The sequence below is a fragment of the Sphingomonas leidyi genome (genome assembly GCF_011761945.1).
Classification (GTDB): domain Bacteria; phylum Pseudomonadota; class Alphaproteobacteria; order Sphingomonadales; family Sphingomonadaceae; genus Sphingomonas; species Sphingomonas leidyi.
On the sequence record NZ_JAASQV010000007.1, the window covers coordinates 98,068 to 119,544 of the forward strand.

A 21,477-nucleotide genomic window follows, 5' to 3' on the forward strand; every position below is an offset into this window, starting at 1 on the left:
CGCGGAAGATCCGGGCCTATTTCTCCGTCGCCGAGAACTGCTCCAGCGCCTTGCGGGCCGCGGTGGCGATGCCGGTGCCCGGCGCCAGCTCGATCGCCCGGTTCCAGGCCGTTCGTGCATCGGCCTCGTTGCCGCTCGCCGCGGCGACATTGCCTGCCTCGAGCTGGACAGAGGGATCGTCCGGCGCGCGCCGCAGCGCCTCGGTAACGTCGCGGGCCGCCCGGCCCAGATCGCCCGCGCGCCGGGCCAGCGTCGCGGAGAGCAGCCAGGCTAGCGGATCCTTGTCGGCATAGGTGAGCGCCTTGTCGATGTCGCTGCGCGCCGCTTCCATGTCGCCTGCCGCCACCATCGCCCGCGCGCGATCGAGATGCGCCTCGCCCAGGTCGAGCCCGGCCAGCGTGCCCGTCGCCAGCGCCGCGTCGATCGCCGCGCGCGCCTTGGTCGGATCGCCCGCCGCGATCCAGGCGTTGCCCGCCGAGGCCCAGTAATTGGGCGCGCGCGGATCCTTGCCGGTCTCCGCCTCGCGCGCAGCATCCTCGAACGCGCCGGCGGCCGCCGCCCATTTCTCCTGGTTCGCATAGGCGACGCCGAGGCACTGGCGCGCGAGCACGCCGCCGCCGGTGGTGCGCCACTGGATCGCGTCCATCTGGCCCCGCACCGGATCGCCGGTCGCCAGGTCCATGCACTGGGTGAAGCGCGGCGGCTCCTTCTCGGGCGCGACGAGAGCCGGCGCGGGCGCGGGCTTGGCCGGCGCGGCGGCAGGCACGGCCTGCAGGGCGAGGATCAGGAAAGGGAGCATAGGGCGAGCACTTCCTCGAGCGCGCGCACGATCAGGGCCAGGTCCTGCTCGCGCGAGAAACGGTGTTCCGCGTCCTTGACCAGCAGAGTCTGCACCATGTCTGAACGGATCGCCGCCGCCAGCCGCGGGGCGTGCTCCCAGGGCACTTCCTTGTCCTTCTGCCCGTGGAGCAGCCGCGCCGGCCCGCCCCAGGCGATCGGCTGGACGAGCACGCGGTTCGCCTCGCCCGATGCCCAGAAGGCGCGGGTGGTGACGGTCGGCCGGTCGCCATAGTCGTTGGGCGCCTCGATCCGTCCGGTCTGGAGCAGCGCCAGCTTCTGCTCCATGGTGAAGCCCCAGTCGGTGAAGTCCGGCGCCGCCGCGATGCCTACCATGCCGGCGACCATTTCCGGCCGCGCCTTGGCGATCATCGCCATGATCCAGCCGCCCATCGACGAGCCGACCAGCACCACCGGCCCGCGCGCGACTTCGTCGATCATCCGGATCGCGTCGTCGCGCCAGCTGGCGAGCGTCTCGGCCTCGAAATCGCCTTCGCTCTCGCCGCAGCCGGCATAGTCGAAGCGCAGATATGCCCGGCCATTCGCCCTGGCCCATTGCTCGAGATGGAGTGCCTTGGTGCCCTGCATGTCCGAGGCATAGCCGCACAGGAACAGCACCGTCGGGCCTGCGCCCGGCGTGTGATGATAGGCAAGCGCGGGGCGGGGCGGGGCTTCGGCGGCGGTGGTTTCGGTCATCGAGACGGGATAGCCGGCCGATGACCCCCTTGAAACCCCTCTCCCGCCGGGAGAGGGGCTTAGATATTCCCCGAAAACGTGTCGCACTGCGCCGGATCGCCCGTGTCCAGCCCCTTCTTCAGCCAGGCCATGCGCTGCGCCGAGGTGCCGTGGGTGAAGCTCTCGGGCACCACCGTGCCCTGGGCCTGGCGCTGGAGCGTATCGTCGCCGATCGCGTTGGCGGCGGTCATGCCTTCCTCGATGTCGCCCGGCTCGATCCGCTCCTTGTTGCGCGCCGCCCACACGCCGGCAAAGCAATCCGCCTGCAGCTCGAGCCGCACCGACAGCGCATTGCCCTCGGCCCGGCTCGCCCGCGCCTGGAGCTGCGAGACCTTGCCCGAGGTGCCGAGCAGGTCCTGCACATGATGCCCCATTTCGTGCGCGATCACATAGTCGCGGGCGAAGTCGCCCTTCGCGCCGAAGCGCTGCTCCAGTTCCCGGAAGAAGCTGGTGTCGAGATACACGCCCTGGTCCGCCGGACAGTAGAAAGGCCCCACCGCCGAGCTCGCCGAGCCGCAGCCCGAATCGACCTGGCCCTGGTAGAATTTGATCGTCGCCGGCCGATAGGATCGCCCCGCCTCGCGGAAGATCGCCGCCCAGGTATCGTCCGCCAGCCGCATCACGCGGCACGATTCGAGCCGCTCGCCCGTGCACACCTGGCGCCCGCTCTGCCCCGCGGTGGGCGATTGGCCCACGCCGCTGCCGGCGCCGCCCGACGAAAGCAGCCCGCCGCCGCCGCCGCTGCTCATCGCGAAATAGGCGATGGCGATCAGCCCGATGATCGCGATGCTCCCGCAGCCCATGCCGCGGCCGAGCAGCAACGGCAGCAGCCCCAGCAGGCCGAAGCCGCCGCCACCCCCGCCACCGCCGCTTCCCAGGTCCTGGGCATTGTCGGTGGGGTCGATATCGTCGAGCCGCATGGCATCCCTCTTCGTTGGCGCGCCGCGACAATGCCCCAAGCGGCGTTGCGTTGCACGCACCAACCAACGCGAAACAGGCACTTCCCTCGGCGCATGGTTTCGGCCAAGGCAGGCGCATGGCAGACGCCGAGTCACGTCCCCGCCGCCAGGCCCCCGGCCTCCCGTTGCCGGACACGGTAGCGCTGGTGCTGCAAGGCGGCGGCGCGCTCGGCGCCTATCAGGCGGGCGTGATCGACGAACTGCAGGGCGCCGGCATCGAGGTGGACTGGGTCGCCGGCATCTCGATCGGCGCAGTCAATGCCGCGCTGTTCGCCGGCAATCCGCCCGAGAAGCGCATCGCCGCGATCCGCACCTTCTGGGAAGACGCCACCGCCGCGCTCCCCGATTTCTCGCTGCCCATGCACGACGCCGCGCGCGAGCTGAGCCACGAATGGGCGGCGGGCATGGTCATGCTGGGCGGCGTGCCCGGCTTCTTCCGCCCGCGCCTGCTGCCGCCCGGCTTCGCCGTCCCCGGCACGCCCGAGGCGCTGAGCTTCTACGATACCGCCCCCCTGCGCGAGACGCTCGACCGGCTGGTCGACTGGGACCTGCTCAACAAGGGGCCCGTCCGCCTCTCGGTCGGCGCGGTCGACATCAAGAGCGGCAATTTCCGCTATTTCGACACGCGCGACGAACGCCTCGACGCGCGCCACATCATGGCATCGGGCGCGCTGCCGCCGGGCCTGCCGCCGGTGGAGATCGACGGCTGCTGGTATTGGGACGGCGGCCTCGTCTCCAACACGCCGCTCACCCATGTCCTCGACCGGCAGGATGCCGAGACGCTGATCTTCCAGGTCGACCTGTTCCCCGCCGCCGACGAGCTGCCGCGCACGATCACCGACGTGCTGGCGCGCGAGAAGGAGATCCGCTTCTCCAGCCGCACCCGCGCCGTCTCGGACGAGCGGATGCGGCTGCGCCAGGAGCGCCAGATGGTCTGCCGCCTGCTGAGCAAGCTGCCGCCCGAACTGCTGGAGGATCCCGAGGTGCAGGCGGTCCGCGCCCGGGTCTCCGAATATCCGGTCAGCCTGGTCCATCTGATCTATCGCGCCAATGCCTGGGAGGGCGGGGCGCGCGACTTCGAATTCTCGGCGCGCTCGATGCACGAGCATTGGCAGGCCGGGCGCATGGCAGTGGCGGAGACCATGGCCAATGCCCGGCTCGTCGCCCAGAACATCCTCGACGGCAACACCGCCGCCTTTGATCTCACCCAGCGTTAGGAGTATCCCATGTTCCTCAAGGGCAAGTCCGCGATCATCACCGGCTCCACCTCGGGCATCGGCCTGGCCTATGCCGAGGCGCTGGCGGCCGAGGGCGCGAGCGTGATGATCAACGGCTTCGGCGACGCGGCGGCGATCGAGAAGGAGCGTGCCGCGCTCGAGGCGACGAGCGGCGCCAAGGCGCTCTACGACGCCGCCGACATGACCAAGCCCGACCAGATCGCGGCGATGGTCCAGCGCTGCCACGACGAACTCGGCGGCCCGCACATCGTCATCAACAATGCCGGCATCCAGCACGTTTCGCCGATCGAGGACTTCCCGGTCGAGAAGTACGACGCGATCGTCGCGATCAACATGTCCTCGGCCTGGCACATGACGCGCGCCGCGGTGCCGTTCATGAAGGCGCAGAAATGGGGCCGGATCATCTCCACCGCCTCGGCGCACAGCCTGGTCGCCAGCCCCAACAAGAGCGCGTACGTGATGGCCAAGCACGCCATTGCCGGGCTCACCAAGACGATCGCGCTCGAAGTCGCGACCAGCGGCATCACGGTGAACTGCGTCTCGCCCGGCTATGTCTGGACCCCGCTGGTCGAGAACCAGATCCCCGATACGATGAAGACGCGGAACATGACGCGCGAGCAGGTGATCAACGACGTGCTCCTCGACGCGCAGCCGACCAAGGAGTTCGTCCAGCCGGAACAGGTCGCCGCGCTGGTGCTTTTCCTGTGCCGGGACGAGGCGGCGCAGATCACCGGTGCCAATTATTCGATCGACGGCGGCTGGACCGCGGCCTGAGAAGGGGCTTGGAACAATGAAGGGGATTCCCGCCGCCGCGTTGCTCGTGCTCGGGCTTACCGGCTGCAGCGTCTATCGCGACGCCACCGCCACGCGCCCGCCCGCCGGCTGGAGCTGGCGCAAGGTGATGACCGAGGCCGACGCCGATCGCATCCGCAGCTGGCGCCGCGCCTGGGACGACGCGCTCGCGCCGGCCAAGGCAGCGGCACCGGCGGCTATCGCGGCGGAGCCGGACCTGTTCGATCCCGATCGCGCGCTGGGCGCCGGGATGCCGCCCGCGGGCGAATATCGCTGCCGCACCTTCAAGCTCGGCTCGCAGCAGCCGCTCACGCCCTATTTCGCGGCCTATCCTGCCGGCCGGTGCCGGATCACCGTGCAAGGCCCGGAGACGCATTTCGTCCGCCTCGACGGCGAGCAGCGCCCCGACGGGCTGATCTACGCCAACACCGATGCGCGCCCCATGTTCATCGGCGTGATGGTCCTGGGCGACGAGACCGCCCCCCTGCGCTACGGCGTCGACCAGACGCGCGACATGATCGGCTATGTCGAGCGCATCGGCGAAGCGCGCTGGCGGCTGGTCCTGCCCTATCCGGGCTTCGAATCGAAGCTCGACGTGATCGAGCTGATCCCGGCGGGCTGAGCTGGGCGGCGCGCGCCTCCGCTATTCCCGCAGCCCGAACTCCTTCACGATGAACGCATAGAGTTCCGGCGCCTTCGCCTTCACATTCTCGCGCCGGAAGGGCGGGCGCGCGGCGGTGCCGTGCAGGACCACGCTCGCCGTCATCGCGAAGAATTCGAACGGGTTGGTCAACATATAGGACTGGGCCGGCCAGCGCCCGCCTGCCCTCGCCTCGCCATAGAAGCGCAGCACGTCGGGATTCTCCCGCCCGCCCGGCATCCTGAGCAACTGCCAGCGATGGATCAGCTCGTGGAGCAGCACCGGATTCGCCGCCGGCTGCGTCTCGCGCGCGAAGAACACGCCGCGCGGCCCCGCCCGCGTCCTGGTGCCCGGCTGCAGGTCCACCGTGATCACCTGAGCCGCGAAGAAATCCCGCGCCGCGTCCGACACCCGGAGCGCCTTCACCAGCGCGATCTGCGCAGCGAGCGATGCGGCGATGGCAGGCGTCTGCTCGCCCCCCTGCCAGTCGATCGCGAAATCCTCGGCCGCCCAGGCCCGGGCCGGCAGCGCCAGCAGTGCTGCACCGGCGAGCAGCGCCCGGCGCGAGAGGTTTGACAGCCCGGCATCCCCACGCGACATTCAAACCTCCATGCAGCGGGGAACCTTATGCTTCGATACCTTCTTCTCGCAACTGCGATGAGCTTCTCCACGCCCTCCGCCGCCGATCCGGTGCACGACGCGACCAGGGCCGCGCTGCCCCAGCTCATGGAATTCTATCGCGACTTCCACGCCAATCCCGAACTCAGCCTCCACGAAGTGAAGACCGCCGCCAAGCTCGCCGAGGAAGCGCGCAAGGCCGGCTTCAAGGTCACCGAGAAAGTGGGCGGCACCGGCGTGGTCGCGGTGCTCGAGAACGGCGCCGGCCCGGTCGTGCTGATCCGTGCCGACATGGACGGCCTGCCCGTCACCGAAGCCACCGGCCTGCCCTTCGCCTCCAAGGTGCGCACCACCAACGACGAAGGGATCGAGACCGGCGTGATGCACGCCTGCGGCCATGACACGCACATGGCGAGCTGGATCGGCACGCTGCGCAACCTCGCCGCGATGAAGGCGAAGTGGCACGGCACCGTCGTCATGATCGCCCAGCCCGCCGAGGAGCGCGGAATGGGCGCCCGGGCGATGATCGACGACGGGCTGTTCACGCGCTTCCCCAAGCCCCAGTTCGCGCTCGCCTTCCACGACAGCGCCAGCCAGCCCGCCGGCCAGATCGGCGTGACGCCGGGCTATGCCCTGGCGAACGTGGACTCGGTCGACGTGCTGGTGAAGGGCGTCGGCGGCCATGGCGCCTATCCGCAGACCACCCGCGACCCGATCGTCCTCGCCGCGCGCATCGTCACGTCGCTCCAGACCCTGGTCAGCCGCGAAGTCGATCCGCAGGAAGCCGCGGTCGTCACCGTCGGCATGATCAAGGGCGGCTCGACGCACAACATCATCGGCAGCGACGTCACGATGCTGCTTACCGTGCGCAGCTTCAAGCCCGAGGTCCGCAAGCTGCTGCTCGACGGCATCGCCCGGATCGCGAAGGGCGAGGCGATCGCCGCCGGCGTGCCCGAGGATCGCATGCCCGAGGTCAAGGTCCGCGACAATTTCACGCCCGCCACCTTCAACACCCAGCCGCTCTCGGACCGGATGAAGTCCCTGTGGACGGCGCGCTTCGGCAAGGACCGGGTGGCCGAGACCCGCGCGGTGATGGGCGGCGAGGATTTCAGCCGCTACTGGCTGGCCGACCAGTCGATCCAGAGCCTGATCTTCTGGGTGGGCGGCGTGCCGGCGGACAAATGGGCCGCGTCCGACAATGGCAGGAAGCCGCTTCCCTCGCTTCACAGTGCCTATTGGGCGCCCGACGCCGAAGCGGTGATCGGCACCGCGACCGAGGCGATGACCGCGGCGGCGCTGGATATCCTGAAGAAATAGGCCTGCTTGCCGCCATGACCGATCCGAGCATGCGCGACCCGGCGCATCCGCGCCGCCTGCCCGCATTTCTGAGCGCCGCGCTGACCGGCGCCTATGCGGGCATTGCGCTTCAGTGCTTGCTCGCCTGGTCGTCGGAGCCGGATGGCCTCGACTGGTCGGATGCAGGGGCGATGGTCCCGATCGTCGCGATCTACGGGCTGATCGCGCTTCCCTTCGTGGCACTGGGCCTGTTCGTCTTCGGCATTCCCGCGGCCCGCCTGCTCCGCCGCTGGCGCGACCGCCCCTGGATGGGGCTGGTCGCGGCGGTGTGCGGCGCCCTGGCCGGCAAACTCGCCTATCATGCGATCGATCGCCTGCTGTTCTTCGGCGCCTATCGGCCATGGACGATCGAGCGTGTCGATCTTGGCCTTTGCTACGGGGTGCCGGCGGGTCTTGCCTGGTGGTGGTTCAACCGCCGCGATTGAGCGGCCGGCATGCAATGCCGGCGGTGCGTGCGCGATGGAGGAGGAGAGCGGGGAAGCCGGCGCTTCGCCACGGCCTCTTCCCACTATCATTGTCTAACGCGGAACCGGGCTTGCGGCAAGCCGGGGCCCTTGTTCCATGAAGCCGCCCTCGATTCGCAACTGAGGGAACGGCACATGATCTATTATCACGGCACCCGCGCGGACCTGGGCCATGGCGACCTGATCGCCATCGGCCATGCCTCCAACTATGGCGCTCGGAAGCAGGCGAGCTGGGTCTATCTGACCGGCACGCTCGAAGCGGCGATCTGGGGCGCCGAGCTCGCCCGGGGCACGGGTCGCGCGCGGATCTACATCGTCGAGCCGACCGGCGGGGTCGTCGACGATCCCAACCTCACCGATCAGAAATTCCCCGGCAACCCGACGCTCTCCTACCGCTCGCGCGCGCCGCTCCGCGTGGTCGGCGAAGTCGCCGAATGGCAGGGCCATTCCCCGGAGCAGCTGCAGCACATGAAGGCGGCGATCGAACGCCTCGAGACCCTGGGCATCGAGGCCATCGACTGAGCTCCGCGCGCCGCGCCCGGCCATGCGCCGGGTGCGGCGTCAGCGGCACTCCACGGTGAAGTGCGCCAGCGCGTGCACCGGCGCCAGCCGGGCGCGGATCGCATCCGCATCGACGCCCACCACGCTCACGATCGCCGCCCGCGCCTCGGGGCCCACGCGCCACACGTGCAGGTCGACGATCCGGGCATCGCCCCCGGCCTCGACCAGCGCGCGCACTTCCATGGCAACGGAATCGTCGGTCCGGTCGAGCAGCACCGCGGCGGTGTCGCGCATCAGCGTCCACGACCAGCGCGCGATCACCACCGCGCCGACGATCCCCATCGCCGGATCCATCCACGCCCAGCCGAGATAGCGCCCGGCCAGCAGCGCCGCGATCGCCAGCACCGAAGTCAGCGCATCGGCGAGGACGTGCATATAGGCCGAGCGCAGATTGTTGTCGTGGCCGCGATGGGGATGGTCATGGTCGTGCCCATGATCATGGTCGTGGCCATGCCGATGGGCATGGCCGTGATGATGCCCGCCCGAGAGCAGCAGCGCGCTGGCAAGGTTCACCGCCAGCCCCAGCACCGCGACGATCGTCGCTTCGCCGAACGCCACCCGGATCGGCTCGAACAGCCGCAGCACCGATTCCACGCCGATCCCCAGCGCGATCAGCCCGAGCACCATCGCCGAGGCGAAGCCGGCCAGGTCGCCCACCTTGCCCGTTCCGAAGCTATAGGCTGCGCTATGCGCATGCCGCCGCGCATAGGCATAGGCCGCAGCGGCAACGGCCAGGGCGCCGGCATGCGTCGCCATATGGAAGCCGTCGGCGAGCAGCGCCATCGATCCGGTCCAATAGCCCGCGGCGATCTCGCCCACCATCATCACCGCAGTGAGCCAGACCACCCACAAGGTCCGCCGCGCATTCGCGTCATGCGCGGCACCGAGGAAGACATGGTCGTGCGCCAACGCATCGATTTCGGGCAGGGTGGCCATGGGGGATCCTATTTGGCGTAGCGGCGGATCACCGCCAGCAGGTCTTCGGCCCCCTGGGCGCGCTCCGCATCGCTGAGGGCAGGATGCGCGACATGCGCCTGGAGATGGTCGGCGATGATTTCGTCGAGCAGCCCGTTCACTGCCCCGCGCACCGCCGCGACGAGCTGCAATATCTCGGCACAGCTCGAATCGCACTGCATCGCCCGCTCGACCGCGCCGACCTGCCCGCCGATCCGGCGGACCCGCGCCAGCAGCGCGTCGTTACCATGGGAGAGATGCGCCATACCCATACCCCCTATGGGTATATTGGCCCGAAGTAAAGCATCCCGGTGCGGGGGAGGCAAAGGCGGGACCGCCAAATTAGGAAGCGATGGCCATCCCCACCGGCGGCAGGAAACATGCCACGGTGCTCGCCGGCAGCCGTGCCGGCTGGAGGGTGGCGGCGTCGAGGCAGCACCAGCGCGACTTGACTTCGGCCAGCGTCTCGGCGCCGCGGCGGATCACCGTGTCGTAGAACGCACTTTCGCGGCGCACGCTCTCCAGCACCACCGTCGCGACCAGCGCGTCGGCGAGGAAGGCGGGCTTGCGATAGGTGATGTCGTGCCGCACGGCGACCCAGCGATGCGCCGCCACCGCTTCGGGCGGAGCCAGCCGTTCCCAATGATCGACCACCGCCGCCTGTACCCAGCGCAGGTAGATCGCGTTGTTCACATGCCCCAGCGCGTCGATATCGTCCGCTTCGATCCGGATGGCATAATGGTGCGGGTTGCTCGGGTTCATGATGTTCCGTTCGAGATGCCGCGCGCCTCGGCGAGCAGGCGGTCGGCGATATCGCGATAGAAGAGGCAGACCTCGGAGAGATCGGTGGGCGAAATGGCCAGCTCCGCGCCGACGGGCACGCGCCGCAGGGCGCCGCCTTCGCCGTGCCAGCCCGTGGTCATCGCCGCTTCGCCGCGGCGGTCGCCGCGCCGTACCGTGCCCGCGCAGTGGAACAGGCAATTGCGCGAGCGCCCCAGCGCCATCAGTCGCGCATGGTCCGGATCGGGCACGCGGAGCGCGCGGCGCAGCCGGGCGAGCTTGTTCGCGGTGTTGCGTTCGCCCCTGGGCATGGCAATGCCGCGGCAGCGCGCCGCCTCGCCGACCAGCAGGTTGAGGAAACAATCGAGTTCGCGCAGCCCGTTGCCGATCACCTTGGCCCGGTGGCGCCCCTCGATCGCGCGCGGCGCCGCGCCGGGGCCGCCCAGGCCGAGCGCCAGGAAATGCGAGCCCCGCCGCAGCGTCGCATGTGCGCGGATCAGTTCGGGGGGTGGTGACGATGACGGCATCGCGCGCCGCCCCGTGCCTCACTGCGCCCTGCGGCGCGCGGCGATCGCCTGCTCGACGGCGACCAGCCCCTCGGCGCTCGCAATGGCGAGGTCGAGCGGGCGCCCGCCCAGCGCGTCGTCATGTCCGTTGAGAAAGGCAGTGGCGCCGTCGCGCCCCAGCGCCTCGAACGCGATTCGCGCAACGCGACCCTGACGCTCCACGCTCTCGGGCGAGAGCCGCGCTTCGGCGAACTTGCGCCGGAAACCATTGGTCCGCAACGGCTTGGCCGCATCTTCTCCGGCCGGATCCTTTGGCGGCGTGTCGAGGTCCAATGCGCGGCTCCCATTGCGTAAGCGGGAGCACGGAGGTCTCTCAGTCGCTGGCGCCTACGAACGGAACTGCCAGCGATGGCACAGCCTAGCGAGTCGCCGGCGTGAAAGCCACCCGCCATGGCGCGGATCAGGCCGACCGGCCATCCGGATGTCAGATCAATTAGTATTGACTAATGCATTAGCATATACTAATTGATCTTCATGCTCCAGGCAGCCCCCCTCGACACCGTGATGCGCGCCCTTGCCGACCCCACCCGGCGGTCGGTGTTCGAGCGGATCGTGCGCAGCGACCAGATCAGCGTCGCCGAGCTCACGCGCGGCAGCGGCGTCACCCAGGGAGCGATCTCGCAACATCTGAAATCGCTGAAACAGGCCGGGCTCGTCGCCGAACGGCCGCAGGGGCGCCAGGTCTTCTACAGCGCGCGGCCCGACGGCCTCGATCCGCTGTTCGACTGGATGCGCCACTACGACCTGTTCTGGCGCGATCGCTTCTCCGACCTCCGCAGCCTGCTCAAGGAAATCGACCCATGACCGAAACCGATGCCGCCACCCGGCAGATCCTCGTCGAGGAACTGCTTCCCCACGCTCCGGAGCTGATCTGGAAGGCATTGACCAGCGGCGCGCTGATGGGGCGCTGGCTGATGGAGCCCAGGGGCTTCGAGCCGGTGGTGGGCAACCGCTTCACCTATCAGACCACGCCCGCCGGCGAATGGGACGGCACGATCCGGTGCGAAGTGCTCACCGTCGTCCCCAACACGCGCTTCGCCTATAGCTGGGTCGGCGGCCATGCCGCGAACGCGGGCTATGGCTCGCGGCTCGACACCGTGGTCACCTTCGATCTCGCGGCGGTGGCCGGCGGCACGCTGCTGCAGCTCACCCATTCGGGCTTCGAGCTGCCGCGCAACGAGACTGCCTTCACCAATATGCACCGCGGCTGGGAAAACGTGGTGAAGCGGGTCGGCACCGTCGCGGCCGAGGCCGAGGCCGAGGCCGACTGAACCACGATCCAGCAAGGAGCGGACGATGCCCGGAAGCCTGCCCTATACCGGCCGCTGCGCCTGCGGCGCGATCGGCTATGAAGTCATCGGCGAGCCAGTCGACATGAACCATTGCCAGTGCCGCCAGTGCCAGCTTGCCAGCGGCACCGGCCACAGCTCGCACCTCACTTTCTTCGGCGCCGATGTCCGCACCACCGGCACGCCGAGCCACTGGGAAACCACGGGCGAGCAGGGCACGCGCAAGAGCCGGGCCTTTTGCGGCACCTGCGGCGCCCCGGTCTTCATGACCTTCCCCGACATTCCCGAGCTGTTCATCGTCAGCCCCGCCACGCTCGATGCGCCCGAGCGCTTCGTGCCCGGCGTCGCGCTGTGGACGGTGGCGGCACAGCCCTGGGACTATCTCGACCCGGCGCTGCAGCGCTTCGAGAAACTCCCCGCCACGGCCCGGACCGAGCAGGGCTGGGAATAGCGCGACCATGCGGGCCACGTCGCCCGCCGGCGCGCAACCCGCCCACCCCACTGGCGCCCGGCATTAGCTGAACTTATGCTCGGCGCCCGATGGTCCGCCCCCACCTCCCCCTCAATGCCCTGCGCGCCTTCGAGGCATCGGCACGGCATCTGAGCTTCACCCGCGCCGCGATCGAGCTGTGCGTGACGCAAGCCGCGATCAGCCACCAGGTGAAGGGCCTGGAGCAGCGCCTGGGCACCCAGCTCTTCCGCCGCCTGCCGCGCGGGCTCGCGCTCACCGACGAAGGGCTGGCGCTGCTCCCCGCGCTGGGGGACAGCTTCGATCGCATCGCCGAGCTGGTCGAGAGCATCGCCAGCGGCACTGCCGCACAGCTGCTCTCGGTGGCCGCGGTGGGCACCTTCGCCACCGGCTGGCTGTTTCCCCGGCTCCCCGCCTTCCACGCCGCGCATCCGCGCATCGACCTGCGCCTGTTCACCAACAACAACCGCGTCGACCTGGCGGGCGAAGGGCTCGACTACGCCATTCGCTTCGGCGCCGGCGCCTGGCACGGCACCGAAGCGGTGCCGCTGGTAGAGACGCCGCTCACGCCGCTCTGCGCCCCCGAACTAGCCGCGCGCCTCGCCGCCCCCGCCGATCTGCTCGCCCTGCCGCTGCTGCGCTCCTACCGCGCCGACGAATGGCCGCGCTGGCTCGCCCAGGCCGGCATCGCGCCGCCGCCCCTGCGCGGCCCGGTGTTCGACAGTTCGCTGGCAATGGCCGAAGCGGCGATCCTGGGCATGGGCGTCGCGCTCGCCCCGCCGGCGATGCTTTCCCGCCATCTGGACGAAGGCCGGCTCGTCCGCCCCTTCGCGCTCGAAGTCTCGACCGGACGCTACTGGCTCACCTGGCTCCAGTCGCGCACGCCGGGGCCCGCGATGATCGCGTTCCGGGAATGGATCGTCGCGGAGGCATGCGCGCCCGATCCCGGCATCGCCACGAACCGCGCCATGGCCCATACCGGTTGAGGCAGGGCGCCCGATCTGGGATAAGCGGCGCATCGAAGGAGGCTCGTCATGCTGCGCACCCTCTTGTCCGCCATCCTGCTTCTCATCGCCCTGCCCGCCACGGCGCGCGCCCAGAGGCCTGCCGAATCCCCGGGCACGCTGATCTCCGCCGAGCCGGTCTCCGGAGGGCCGGACGCGATGCGCAGCTGGCGCATCGCCTATTGGACCAGCGACGCGCATGGCCGGGCCATCCGGGTCACCGGCATGATCGTCGCCCCGCGCGACCATGCGCCTTCGCCCGCGCCGCGCCGGGTGATCGCCTGGACGCACGGCACCTGGGGCGTGGTCGAGAAATGCGCGCCGTCGCTGAGCCCCGATTTCTGGCAGGCGACGCCCGCGCTCGCGGAGATGATCGCGCGCGGCTATCTGGTGGTCGCGCCCGACTATCCGGGGCTCGGCTCGCCCATGGCCCATCCCTATCTGATCGGCATCGACACTGCCCGGGCAGTGCTCGACGCGGTGCGCGCCGCCCGGTCGCTGCGCGATGCGCGGGCCGGCGCCGATTTCGCGGTCTGGGGCGAATCGCAGGGCGGCCATGCGGCGCTGTGGACCGCGGCACAGGCCGCGCGCTACGCGCCCGAACTGCGCCTGCTCGGCACCGCCGCCGCCGCGCCGCCCACCGATCTCGCCGCCAATCTCCGCTCGGGCAGCGATGCCAATGTCCGCGCGATGCTGGCAGCCTATGCGGCCTATAGCTGGTCGCAGCATTTCGGCCATCCGCTCTCCAGCCTGTTCAACAAGACCAATGCCGGAGTCGCCACCCGGCTGGCGCGCAACAATTGCATCGAGCTCGGCAAGAAGCCGCGGCTGGGCACCATCCTCGGCATCGCCGCGATCCGGGGCGCGCTGCGCAGCAAGGACATGGCGGATACGCTGCCCTGGGCCGGCATCGCCCGCGCCAACAGCGTCGTGCCCGGCGCGGTATCCGGCCCCCTGCTGATCGTCCAGGGTACCGCCGACACCGTGGTCGCGCCGGCCGTGACGCTCGCCTTCGCCCGCCAGCGCTGCCGCACCGGCGCGCCGCTCCGCTACCTGTCGCTGCCCGGCGGCGACCATCCCGCCGCCACGCGCAATGCCGGCGCCGCCGCGGCCACGCTCGACTGGATCGACGCGCGCTTCGCCGGGCAAAGGCCGCCGAGCGATTGCGGGCGGATATGAAGCCGCGCCCGCACCGGCTTGTCGCCCCGGCACTCGCGATCGCGCTGTCCACCATGCCCTCGGCAACCGCGGCCCAGGACGCGCCGATAGGCTATGGCTGCGGCGACCTGGTGGCGATCGGGCGGGCGAGGAGCCTCGACTACACGCCAGTCGATAGCGAGGACGATATGCTCGGCCATGGGTGGATCACGGCGAAGCTGAAGATCCGCAAGGTGCTGAGGGGACACGCCGCCGCGCCTACCGTGCCGGTGCGCTATTTCGCGCATGCCGATCTGCGGGACGATCGCGACTTCCTGTTCGTGATCGCGAAGGACGAGGCGGGAAGGAATGTCGTCCGGACCGCCAGGCCGATCGAAGATGCCGTCGATCAGCGGCTCGCCGCCCGATGCGGCTGACCCGCATCATCCCGTGCAGATCGAGATGTCCGCGCCCGGAAACAAGGCTCGCGGCCATAGCCGAGGGATGGCCCCCGCAGGGCGCGCCGGCCCGACGCCGGTGAAGCCGCTGCGGTCGGCCCTAGCCGAGGCCGATCTTCGCCAGGATCCGGCCGATAACGCCCTTGTCCTCGCTCTGCGCCAGCCTGGCTTCCTTCCTGGGATCATAGCCCGAGCTTTCGGGCAGGTCGCCGCCGCGATGGCTGTGTACCGGCTGGGTCGAGGCGGGCGGGTCCGACGCGTCCATCGATTCGTCGAGCGCCCGGTCGAGCCGGGCCTCCCTGCTTTCGGGATTGCGCGCCAGCCGCTCGGCGATCGATTCGTCGGTGCCGGCATCGGCCGATTGCGCGGCCGTGCGCTTGGTTTCCTCATCCGGGCCCGGTGCCGCCGACAGGGGGTCCAGCGCCGGATCGATCGGGTTCGCGTCCATGACTCACTCTCCTGAGCGTTGCCGGGTTGTAACGAACGCCCTTCGATTCGCGTTCCAGCACGCGCCTCTCGCCCGGGCGCAAAAGAAAACGGCCCGGCGAGTTTCCCCGCCGGGCCGCGATTTCCGCTTCCGCTGCCGAAGCCTAGTTCCGCTGGCTGCCGAACAGGCGCAGCAGGAACAGGAACATGTTGATGAAGTCGAGGTAGAGCGTCAGCGCGCCCATCACCACCGTCTTGCCCATCATGTCCGTACCCTGGACGTAGAAGTACAGGCTCTTGATCTTCTGCGTGTCATAGGCCGTGAGGCCGGCGAACAGCAGCACGCCGATCACGCTGATCGCCATGCTCAGCGGGCCCGAGCCGATGAACAGGTTGACGATCGAGGCGACGATCAGGCCGACCACGCCCATGATCAGGAACGTCCCCCAGCCCGAAAGGTCGCGCTTGGTGGTGTAGCCCCACAGGCTCAGCCCGGCGAAGCCCGCGGCGGTGCCGAAGAACACCTGCGCGATCGAGCTGTCGGTATATCGCAGGAAGATCGTCGAGAGCGACAGGCCCATCGTCGTCGCATAGACCCAGTAGAGCGCCTGCATCGCCGGGGTGGAGAGGCTCCGCTGGGCGAAGCTCATCACCAGCACGATGCCGAGCGGCGCGAGCATCACCAGCCAGCCGAGCAGCGACGGCGCGACGCGGCCATTCTCCTGCACCGCGAACAGCGTGTCGATCGCTCCGCTCTTGGCGAAGACGAACGCGACGATGCCGGTCAGCAGCACGCCCGACGCCATGTAGTTGTAGACGGACAGCATATAGGACCTGAGCCCCGCGTCGCGCGCATCAGCGCCCGCGCCGGCGGTCACATAGGGCGCGCCCGTCCGGGGATCCGACCAGTCAGCCATTTCAAAACTCCTTTGCCCGGCACCTGCCGGTATCCGTGAATATCGCCCCCGCGCCGGGTGTTTTCAAGCAAAACCGGGCGCGCTAGTGCCCAGGCCATGATCCGCCTGTTCGTCGGCCTGCGTCCGCCCGCTCCGATCCGCACCCAGCTGCGCGCGCTGATGGGCGGCATTCCCGGTGCCCGCTGGCAGGACGACGCGCAGCTCCACATCACCCTGCGCTTCATCGGCGAAGTCGACGAGCGCGCCGCCGAGGATGCCGCGCTCGCGCTCTCGGCCGTGCGCTGGCCGCCGCTCGAAGTCGCGCTGGAGGGCGTCGGTACATTCGACAGCCGCGGCCGGATCAACGCCGTCTGGGCCGGCATCCGCCCGCGCGAGGGCCTTGCCGGGCTCCACCGCAAGATCGACCAGGCGCTGGTACGCGCCGGCCAGCCGCCCGAGCGCCGCGCCTATCTCCCCCATGTCACCCTGGCCCGGATGAACGCCCCCGCCGAAGCCGCCGCGCGCTTCGTCGAAGCGCATGCCGGCCTCGCCAGCCCGCCCTTCGCGCTCGACCATTTCCACCTGTTCGAGAGCCATCTCGGCCATGAAGGCGCGCGATACGAGACTGTGGCACGCTATCCGCTCCAGGCCTGACGGACCCTAGCCCCGCCGCTTCGCCTCCAGCACCGCGCGCACCTTCCGCGCCAGCTGCTCGCGCGTATAGGGCTTGGAGAGCAGCTCCACGCCCGCGTCCAGCCGCCCGTCATGCACGATGGCGTTCTCGGTATAGCCCGAAGTGAACAGCACCGTGAGCGCGGGCAGCCGCGCACGCGCCAGCCGTGCCAGCTCGGGGCTCTTCAGCGTGCCCGGCATCACCACGTCGGTGAACAGCAGGTCGATCGCCATCCCGCTCTCGATCACGCTCAGCGCGCTCTGCGCATCATTGGCGCGCAGCACGACATAGCCCAGATCGGTCAGCAGCTCGACCACCGTCGCCTGCACGTCCGGATCGTCCTCGGCCACCAGGATCGTCTCTTCGCCGCCGCGCATCGTCACGGTCTCGGGCGACGCCGCCACCATTTCCTCGCGCCCGCGCACGCGCGGCAGATAGAGCTTCAGCGTGGTGCCGTGGCCCAGCTCCGAATAGAGCTTCACGTGGCCGCCGGACTGCTTGACGAAGCCATAGACCATCGACAGCCCCAGCCCCGATCCCTGCCCCTCGGGCTTGGTCGAGAAGAACGGCTCGAACACCTGCTCGATCAGCTTCGGATCGATGCCGGTTCCGGTATCGGTCACCGCCAGCATCACATATTGGCCCGGCGGCACGTCATCCAGCCCGCTGGTATAGGCATCGTCGAGCGAGGCGTTGGCCGCCTCGATCGTCAGCTTGCCGCTGCCCGCCATTGCGTCGCGCGCGTTGATCGCGAGGTTGAGGATCGCATTCTCCAGCTGGGTAGGATCGGCCTGGCAGTTCCACAAGCCGCCCGAAGTGATCACTTCGATCGCGATCGCCTCGCCCAGCGCGCGGCGCAGCATGTCCTCCATTCCGCCCAGGAAGCGGCCGACGTTCAGCACGCGCGGCTCGAGCGGCTGGCGCCGGCCGAAGGCGAGCAGCTGGCTGGCCAGCTTCGATCCGCGCTGCACCCCCGCCAGCGCGTTCGCCACCCGCCGCTCGGCCTTGTCGTTGCCCTGCACGTCGCGCGCGAGCAGCTGGAGGTTGCCCGAGATCACCTGGAGCAGATTGTTGAAATCATGCGCCACGCCGCCGGTCAGCTTGCCGATCGTCTCCATCTTCTGCGCCTGCTGGAGCGCGGCGAACACCGTCTCGCGCTCGGCCACCGCTTCGGCGACGCGCGTCTCCAGCCGCTCGTTGAGCAGGCGCAGCTCTTCCTCGGCGGCGGCGCGGCGCGCCAGCTCGCGCGCCACCGCCTCGAACAGCCGGGCATTGTCCATCGCCAGCGCCGCCTGGCCGGCCAGGCTCACCAGGCTCGCCTCGGCCGCCGCGCTGAACCGGCCGGGCTCGGGATGGCCGTAGAGCAGGCCGCCGATCACGTCACCTGCCGGGGTGCGCACCGGCACGGCCAGATAGGAGCGCACCGGCAGATGCCCCTCGGGCATGCCCTTGAACGGCGCGTTCCGGCCGTAGCGCGCATCCGCGGTGACGTCGTCGACCCGGATGATGCCCGTGCCGGCAAAGGTCGGCTCGAACAATTTGGTGATCCGCGGCATCGGGAACTTGTCGAACACCGAGCGCGGCGCCCCGGCCAGCGCATAGAGCATGTAGCGCTCGCCCTCGGCCTCGTCGGTGCTGTTGTAGAAGAAGGCGCCGAACTTCGCCCCGATCAGCGCCACGCCCGCATCCACCGCGGTCTGCGCCACGCGCGCGCTGTCGCGCTCGCCCGTGATCGCGGTGCCCGCCTGGTTGACCACTTCCAGCGTGCGCGACTTTTCCTCCAGCGCCTCGCGCGCTTCCCGCTCGCGCGCCGCCATCTGGAAATGCTCGGTCCGGTCGGCACTGGTGCCGAAGATGCCCACCACCTTGCCCGCGGCATCGCGGATCGGCGTCATCGACAGGTCGACATGGATGTCGATCTTCTCGCCGCCACCGCGCGTGGTCTGCACGTGCAGGCCGGGGCGGAGCACCGGCTCGCCGGCGAGCGCCCGCTCGAAATAGGTGCCCACTTCCTCCCACACGGCCGGCCAGCTCCTGCGATAGGAGCGGCCAAAGATCCGCGCGTTCTCGTCGCGATAGGCGTCGAGAATCCGGTCGTTGTAGAAAAAGAGATAGTCGGGGCCCCAGGTAACGAAGGCGCGTTGCGGCGAAGCGAGCATCAGGTCGATCGCTTGCCTGAGCTCGCGCGGCCAGTCCGCGACCGGGCCGAGCTCCGGCACCGCGAAGTCCGGCGCCCGCAGCCTTTCCCCTGTCTCTCCGCCGTGGCTGGGCCAGGCGGCATCGGCTTCAGCCATCCATGCTCCCCATGCGCCCCCGCCCCGGCCGTGGTTTATACATGCTGCGTCCGCCGGGGAAAGACGCGGCGGCGCATGAGGGGCAGAGCTTGGCGGCTCATCATCGCCGCCATATCAGCCAAGCATGCCCAGGGTTCGGCAGGGTTTCCCGAACGAAGGGGACAGTCCGATCCGGGAGGAAGATCGCTTCGCAACTTTCGCCGCCATCGCGCCCGCCACCGTCATCTGCCGGTTTTGTCCAACGAGTCCTGACTCTGGCAAACACGCCTTCCATCGGCGACACAGGTACTACGCCACCGTTCCCAGGCGGCATCGTCGATGCCGGCGCGTGCGGCCACGCCCTGAAGATCGGCCCATGTGCGAACATTCCGCGCGGAAAGCAGGCCCCGCAGGAAGGCGCGCATCTTCGCCTCTCCCACCTGTCGCTCCAGGGAGAGCAGGAGCAGCGGGCCGTAATGGTAGCGATAGGTCCCGCCGATGGAGGCACCGTCCGTGATCTTGTCGAGCGCCACGAACGGCTGGGTAGGCCGTTCACCTCCGCCGCGAGACCGGCGATATGCCGTTGGGCGGCGGCCTCGCCACCAAGCGCCCGCAATGCCTTGATCGACAGGAACTCCGCCGTCGATTCCAGCATGAACCAGAAATATGGGCCTGGGGACCGGGCAAGCGTTCCGAAATAATAATGGCCCATCTCATGCGCGATATAGGCGATGCGTCCATCCCGCGCTTGCCCGCCAGCCTGGAGCGTCGCGCCGACACGGCCGACGCTCCCGCTCATGGCGATCGTCGGCCATGTGGCGAAGGCCCATTCCGAACCCTCGCGATCGCGCTTGACCTGGTTGGCCGCCACCATCCGAAGGAATGTCGGCTGATCCGCAACCGGCGCCCCCATATAGTCGCGGTAATAGCTGGCGACCTGTCCCACCGCAGCCGACAGCGCGTCGGCCTGCGCGGGCGCCACCGTCTCGTTCAGGATGGTGACGTTGGCCGTCTTCGTGATCGGTCCCTTGCCGCCGAAGAGCAGAGGCGGGCGGGCAATGGCGCTGGAAAAGCGCCCATGGTCCCCGATGATCGCCGCACTTCCGTTCATGTAGAGGAAGCGACAGCCCTCGCAGGACACGTCGAGCGCATAGGCCATGGTGCCGGCCCGGGCCTTCGCCTTGTTGTCGAAGGGAAGCGGAAGCCACGCAGATTGCTCCGCGAACCGCGCGCTGTCCCCGTTGAATGCCATCACGCCCTTGAAATCGTCCGGCGCATCATGTGCCGGATAGACCGGATAGGCTCCGACATATTCGACGCAGAGGACGGCGGGCGCAGCGGAGACGGTATAGACACGCGCTTCCCCGTTGATGCCGGGATCATACCATCCGTCGAACGCCACCGCCTTTCCGTCGCCATCCGTCACCCTGGCGACGTTCAGACCGGCGTTGAGCGCGAAGGCGCCCGCAACCTCCGCGGGCCGGTCGGCTATGCAGACACGGCCTTCCACCCGGCCGGTGGCGAGGCTGACGCGCACGGTGCCCGACGTCTTCATCGCCCCGTTGCCGCCGCTTGCCGCTTGTCCCTGAGCGTCGGCAGCTGCCGGCAGCAGTGCAGACAATAGCGCCGCCGATATGACTCCGATCCTGTTACGCACTTGTCCTCCGCCGAGCGAGCATGCCTGCTATATATTGCTAACACACCTCCTGTCGATGCACGAAACGGGTTCGCATGCATCGCCGGGAGCCAGGCGTGCTCCTTGGCGGAGCGGCGTTTCTCTATCGGCTCGCCTCTCCATTGGCTCGCCGCGCGGGCACAGCCCGAATAGCGCTTCGCCTGCGGGTCGAGTGAATGTCCGCTATCGGATCTTCCCGGCCCTTGCGCCGCGCCGTGCCAGCCGCGCCACCAGCGCATCGGCGGCGGCGCTGACATCGGCCCAGGTCACATCGAAGTCGCGGTCCGTCCCGTAATAGGGATCGGCGACGGAGCTGCCCTCGCGCCCCGGCACATAGTCCATCAGCAGCCGGGCTTCCGCCGTGCCGTCCGCCGGCGCTAGCGCCGCGAGGTCGCGCAGATTCTGGTCGTCGAGCGCCAGCACATGATCGAAGCGGCGAAAATCCTCCGGCCGCACCTGCCGTGCCCTGAGATCGGAGATGTCCACCCCGTGCCGCCGCGCCGCCGCCTGGGCGCGGCGATCGGGGGGTGCGCCGACATGCCAGTCGCCGGTCCCCGCCGAATCCACCACCATGTCGAGCCCGGCGCGCTCCGCCGCCGCCCGCAGCGCGCCTTCGGCGAGCGGCGAACGGCAGATATTGCCCAGGCACACGAACAGCACCGACGTCACCTCAGCCT

27 protein-coding genes are annotated in these 21,477 nt (G+C 69.4%); 13 read left to right on the top strand and 14 right to left on the bottom strand.

The window, feature by feature from the left end; all coding sequences use genetic code 11:
• Positions 1–16: 16 nt before the first annotated feature.
• The 3 genes from FHR20_RS21900 to ypfJ are packed head-to-tail and all read right to left on the bottom strand — an operon-like array spanning position 17 to position 2,492.
• On the bottom strand, positions 17–799 hold the full coding sequence (locus tag FHR20_RS21900; protein WP_167301551.1) for a tetratricopeptide repeat protein: 783 nt from the start codon (positions 797–799) through the stop codon (positions 17–19).
• Entirely contained in the window at positions 784–1,533 is a 750-nt protein-coding gene (locus FHR20_RS21905) for an alpha/beta fold hydrolase (protein WP_167301552.1), read from the bottom strand. Before FHR20_RS21905 ends, FHR20_RS21900 begins: the two co-directional genes overlap by 16 nt.
• A 59-nt stretch (positions 1,534–1,592) precedes the next feature.
• Positions 1,593–2,492 (bottom strand): KPN_02809 family neutral zinc metallopeptidase, encoded by a 900-nt coding sequence (gene ypfJ, locus FHR20_RS21910; protein WP_167301553.1) that lies wholly within the window; start codon positions 2,490–2,492, stop codon positions 1,593–1,595.
• A gap of 116 nt (positions 2,493–2,608) precedes the next feature.
• On the opposite strand from ypfJ, the gene FHR20_RS21915 reads away from it, so the two are divergent.
• From FHR20_RS21915 to FHR20_RS21925, 3 genes are read left to right on the top strand one after another with little or no spacing between them, the layout of a single operon-like run.
• Complete coding sequence (locus FHR20_RS21915) at positions 2,609–3,748, top strand: patatin-like phospholipase family protein (protein ID WP_167301554.1); 1,140 nt, start codon at positions 2,609–2,611, stop codon at positions 3,746–3,748.
• Between the two features lie 9 nt (positions 3,749–3,757).
• Entirely contained in the window at positions 3,758–4,543 is a 786-nt protein-coding gene (locus FHR20_RS21920; protein WP_167301555.1) for a 3-hydroxybutyrate dehydrogenase, read from the top strand.
• Positions 4,544–4,559: 16 nt separating this feature from the next.
• Positions 4,560–5,183, top strand: coding sequence for a DUF4893 domain-containing protein (locus FHR20_RS21925; protein WP_167301556.1), 624 nt, complete (start codon positions 4,560–4,562; stop codon positions 5,181–5,183).
• A gap of 21 nt (positions 5,184–5,204) precedes the next feature.
• Here FHR20_RS21925 and FHR20_RS21930 read toward each other — a convergent pair whose 3' ends face one another.
• Complete coding sequence (locus FHR20_RS21930) at positions 5,205–5,801, bottom strand: hypothetical protein (protein ID WP_167301557.1); 597 nt, start codon at positions 5,799–5,801, stop codon at positions 5,205–5,207.
• A gap of 27 nt (positions 5,802–5,828) precedes the next feature.
• Between FHR20_RS21930 and FHR20_RS21935 the strand changes: the two genes are divergently transcribed.
• From FHR20_RS21935 to arr, 3 genes are all read left to right on the top strand, one after another.
• The gene (locus FHR20_RS21935; protein WP_167301558.1) at positions 5,829–7,136 is read left to right on the top strand and encodes an amidohydrolase; all 1,308 of its coding nucleotides are present in this window, start codon (positions 5,829–5,831) and stop codon (positions 7,134–7,136) included.
• A gap of 14 nt (positions 7,137–7,150) precedes the next feature.
• A complete protein-coding gene (locus tag FHR20_RS21940) occupies positions 7,151–7,600 on the top strand; it encodes a hypothetical protein (RefSeq protein ID WP_167301559.1) in 450 nt (149 codons plus the stop codon).
• Positions 7,601–7,774: 174 nt separating this feature from the next.
• Positions 7,775–8,161: an NAD(+)--rifampin ADP-ribosyltransferase gene (gene arr / locus FHR20_RS21945; protein ID WP_167301560.1), complete on the top strand. Its 387-nt coding sequence runs from the start codon at positions 7,775–7,777 to the stop codon at positions 8,159–8,161.
• A 39-nt stretch (positions 8,162–8,200) separates the two neighbouring features.
• Here arr and dmeF read toward each other — a convergent pair whose 3' ends face one another.
• The 5 genes from dmeF to FHR20_RS21970 all read right to left on the bottom strand — a co-directional run bounded on the left by dmeF (position 8,201) and on the right by FHR20_RS21970 (position 10,773).
• Positions 8,201–9,136, bottom strand: a complete 936-nt coding sequence (gene dmeF / locus FHR20_RS21950) for a CDF family Co(II)/Ni(II) efflux transporter DmeF (protein ID WP_167301561.1) — start codon at positions 9,134–9,136, stop codon at positions 8,201–8,203.
• A gap of 8 nt (positions 9,137–9,144) precedes the next feature.
• Entirely contained in the window at positions 9,145–9,420 is a 276-nt protein-coding gene (locus FHR20_RS21955; protein ID WP_167301562.1) for a metal/formaldehyde-sensitive transcriptional repressor, read from the bottom strand.
• 76 nt (positions 9,421–9,496) lie between these two features.
• Positions 9,497–9,916, bottom strand: a complete 420-nt coding sequence (locus FHR20_RS21960) for an acyl-CoA thioesterase (protein WP_167301563.1) — start codon at positions 9,914–9,916, stop codon at positions 9,497–9,499.
• Positions 9,913–10,461, bottom strand: coding sequence for a hypothetical protein (locus FHR20_RS21965; protein ID WP_167301564.1), 549 nt, complete (start codon positions 10,459–10,461; stop codon positions 9,913–9,915). Before FHR20_RS21965 ends, FHR20_RS21960 begins: the two co-directional genes overlap by 4 nt.
• 18 nt (positions 10,462–10,479) lie before the next feature.
• Positions 10,480–10,773, bottom strand: coding sequence for a hypothetical protein (locus FHR20_RS21970; RefSeq protein ID WP_167301565.1), 294 nt, complete (start codon positions 10,771–10,773; stop codon positions 10,480–10,482).
• Positions 10,774–10,974: 201 nt separating this feature from the next.
• Between FHR20_RS21970 and FHR20_RS21975 the strand changes: the two genes are divergently transcribed.
• From FHR20_RS21975 to FHR20_RS22000, 6 genes are all read left to right on the top strand, one after another.
• Positions 10,975–11,304, top strand: coding sequence for an ArsR/SmtB family transcription factor (locus tag FHR20_RS21975; protein WP_086130816.1), 330 nt, complete (start codon positions 10,975–10,977; stop codon positions 11,302–11,304).
• Positions 11,301–11,771, top strand: coding sequence for an SRPBCC family protein (locus tag FHR20_RS21980; protein WP_167301566.1), 471 nt, complete (start codon positions 11,301–11,303; stop codon positions 11,769–11,771). The genes FHR20_RS21975 and FHR20_RS21980 overlap by 4 nt, the downstream gene beginning before the upstream one ends.
• A 25-nt stretch (positions 11,772–11,796) precedes the next feature.
• Positions 11,797–12,240: a GFA family protein gene (locus FHR20_RS21985; protein WP_167301567.1), complete on the top strand. Its 444-nt coding sequence runs from the start codon at positions 11,797–11,799 to the stop codon at positions 12,238–12,240.
• 89 nt (positions 12,241–12,329) lie between these two features.
• Positions 12,330–13,244, top strand: coding sequence for a LysR family transcriptional regulator (locus FHR20_RS21990; protein WP_167301568.1), 915 nt, complete (start codon positions 12,330–12,332; stop codon positions 13,242–13,244).
• A gap of 48 nt (positions 13,245–13,292) precedes the next feature.
• Positions 13,293–14,441: an alpha/beta fold hydrolase gene (locus FHR20_RS21995; RefSeq protein WP_167301569.1), complete on the top strand. Its 1,149-nt coding sequence runs from the start codon at positions 13,293–13,295 to the stop codon at positions 14,439–14,441.
• Entirely contained in the window at positions 14,438–14,836 is a 399-nt protein-coding gene (locus FHR20_RS22000) for a hypothetical protein (RefSeq protein WP_167301570.1), read from the top strand. Before FHR20_RS21995 ends, FHR20_RS22000 begins: the two co-directional genes overlap by 4 nt.
• Positions 14,837–14,957: 121 nt before the next feature.
• Here FHR20_RS22000 and FHR20_RS22005 read toward each other — a convergent pair whose 3' ends face one another.
• Positions 14,958–15,305 (bottom strand): hypothetical protein, encoded by a 348-nt coding sequence (locus FHR20_RS22005; protein ID WP_167301571.1) that lies wholly within the window; start codon positions 15,303–15,305, stop codon positions 14,958–14,960.
• 142 nt (positions 15,306–15,447) lie between these two features.
• Positions 15,448–16,200 (bottom strand): Bax inhibitor-1/YccA family protein, encoded by a 753-nt coding sequence (locus FHR20_RS22010; protein WP_167301572.1) that lies wholly within the window; start codon positions 16,198–16,200, stop codon positions 15,448–15,450.
• 96 nt (positions 16,201–16,296) lie between these two features.
• Between FHR20_RS22010 and thpR the strand changes: the two genes are divergently transcribed.
• Complete coding sequence (thpR, locus tag FHR20_RS22015; RefSeq protein WP_167301573.1) at positions 16,297–16,833, top strand: RNA 2',3'-cyclic phosphodiesterase; 537 nt, start codon at positions 16,297–16,299, stop codon at positions 16,831–16,833.
• A 6-nt stretch (positions 16,834–16,839) separates the two neighbouring features.
• On the opposite strand, the gene FHR20_RS22020 is transcribed toward thpR, so the two are convergent.
• From FHR20_RS22020 to FHR20_RS22030, 3 genes are all read right to left on the bottom strand, one after another.
• Positions 16,840–19,146: a GAF domain-containing hybrid sensor histidine kinase/response regulator gene (locus FHR20_RS22020; protein ID WP_167301574.1), complete on the bottom strand. Its 2,307-nt coding sequence runs from the start codon at positions 19,144–19,146 to the stop codon at positions 16,840–16,842.
• Positions 19,147–19,246: 100 nt separating this feature from the next.
• The gene (locus FHR20_RS22025; RefSeq protein ID WP_208413814.1) at positions 19,247–20,527 is read right to left on the bottom strand and encodes a hypothetical protein; all 1,281 of its coding nucleotides are present in this window, start codon (positions 20,525–20,527) and stop codon (positions 19,247–19,249) included.
• A gap of 456 nt (positions 20,528–20,983) precedes the next feature.
• Positions 20,984–21,469: an arsenate reductase/protein-tyrosine-phosphatase family protein gene (locus FHR20_RS22030; protein ID WP_167301575.1), complete on the bottom strand. Its 486-nt coding sequence runs from the start codon at positions 21,467–21,469 to the stop codon at positions 20,984–20,986.
• Between the last annotated feature and the right edge of the window lie 8 nt (positions 21,470–21,477).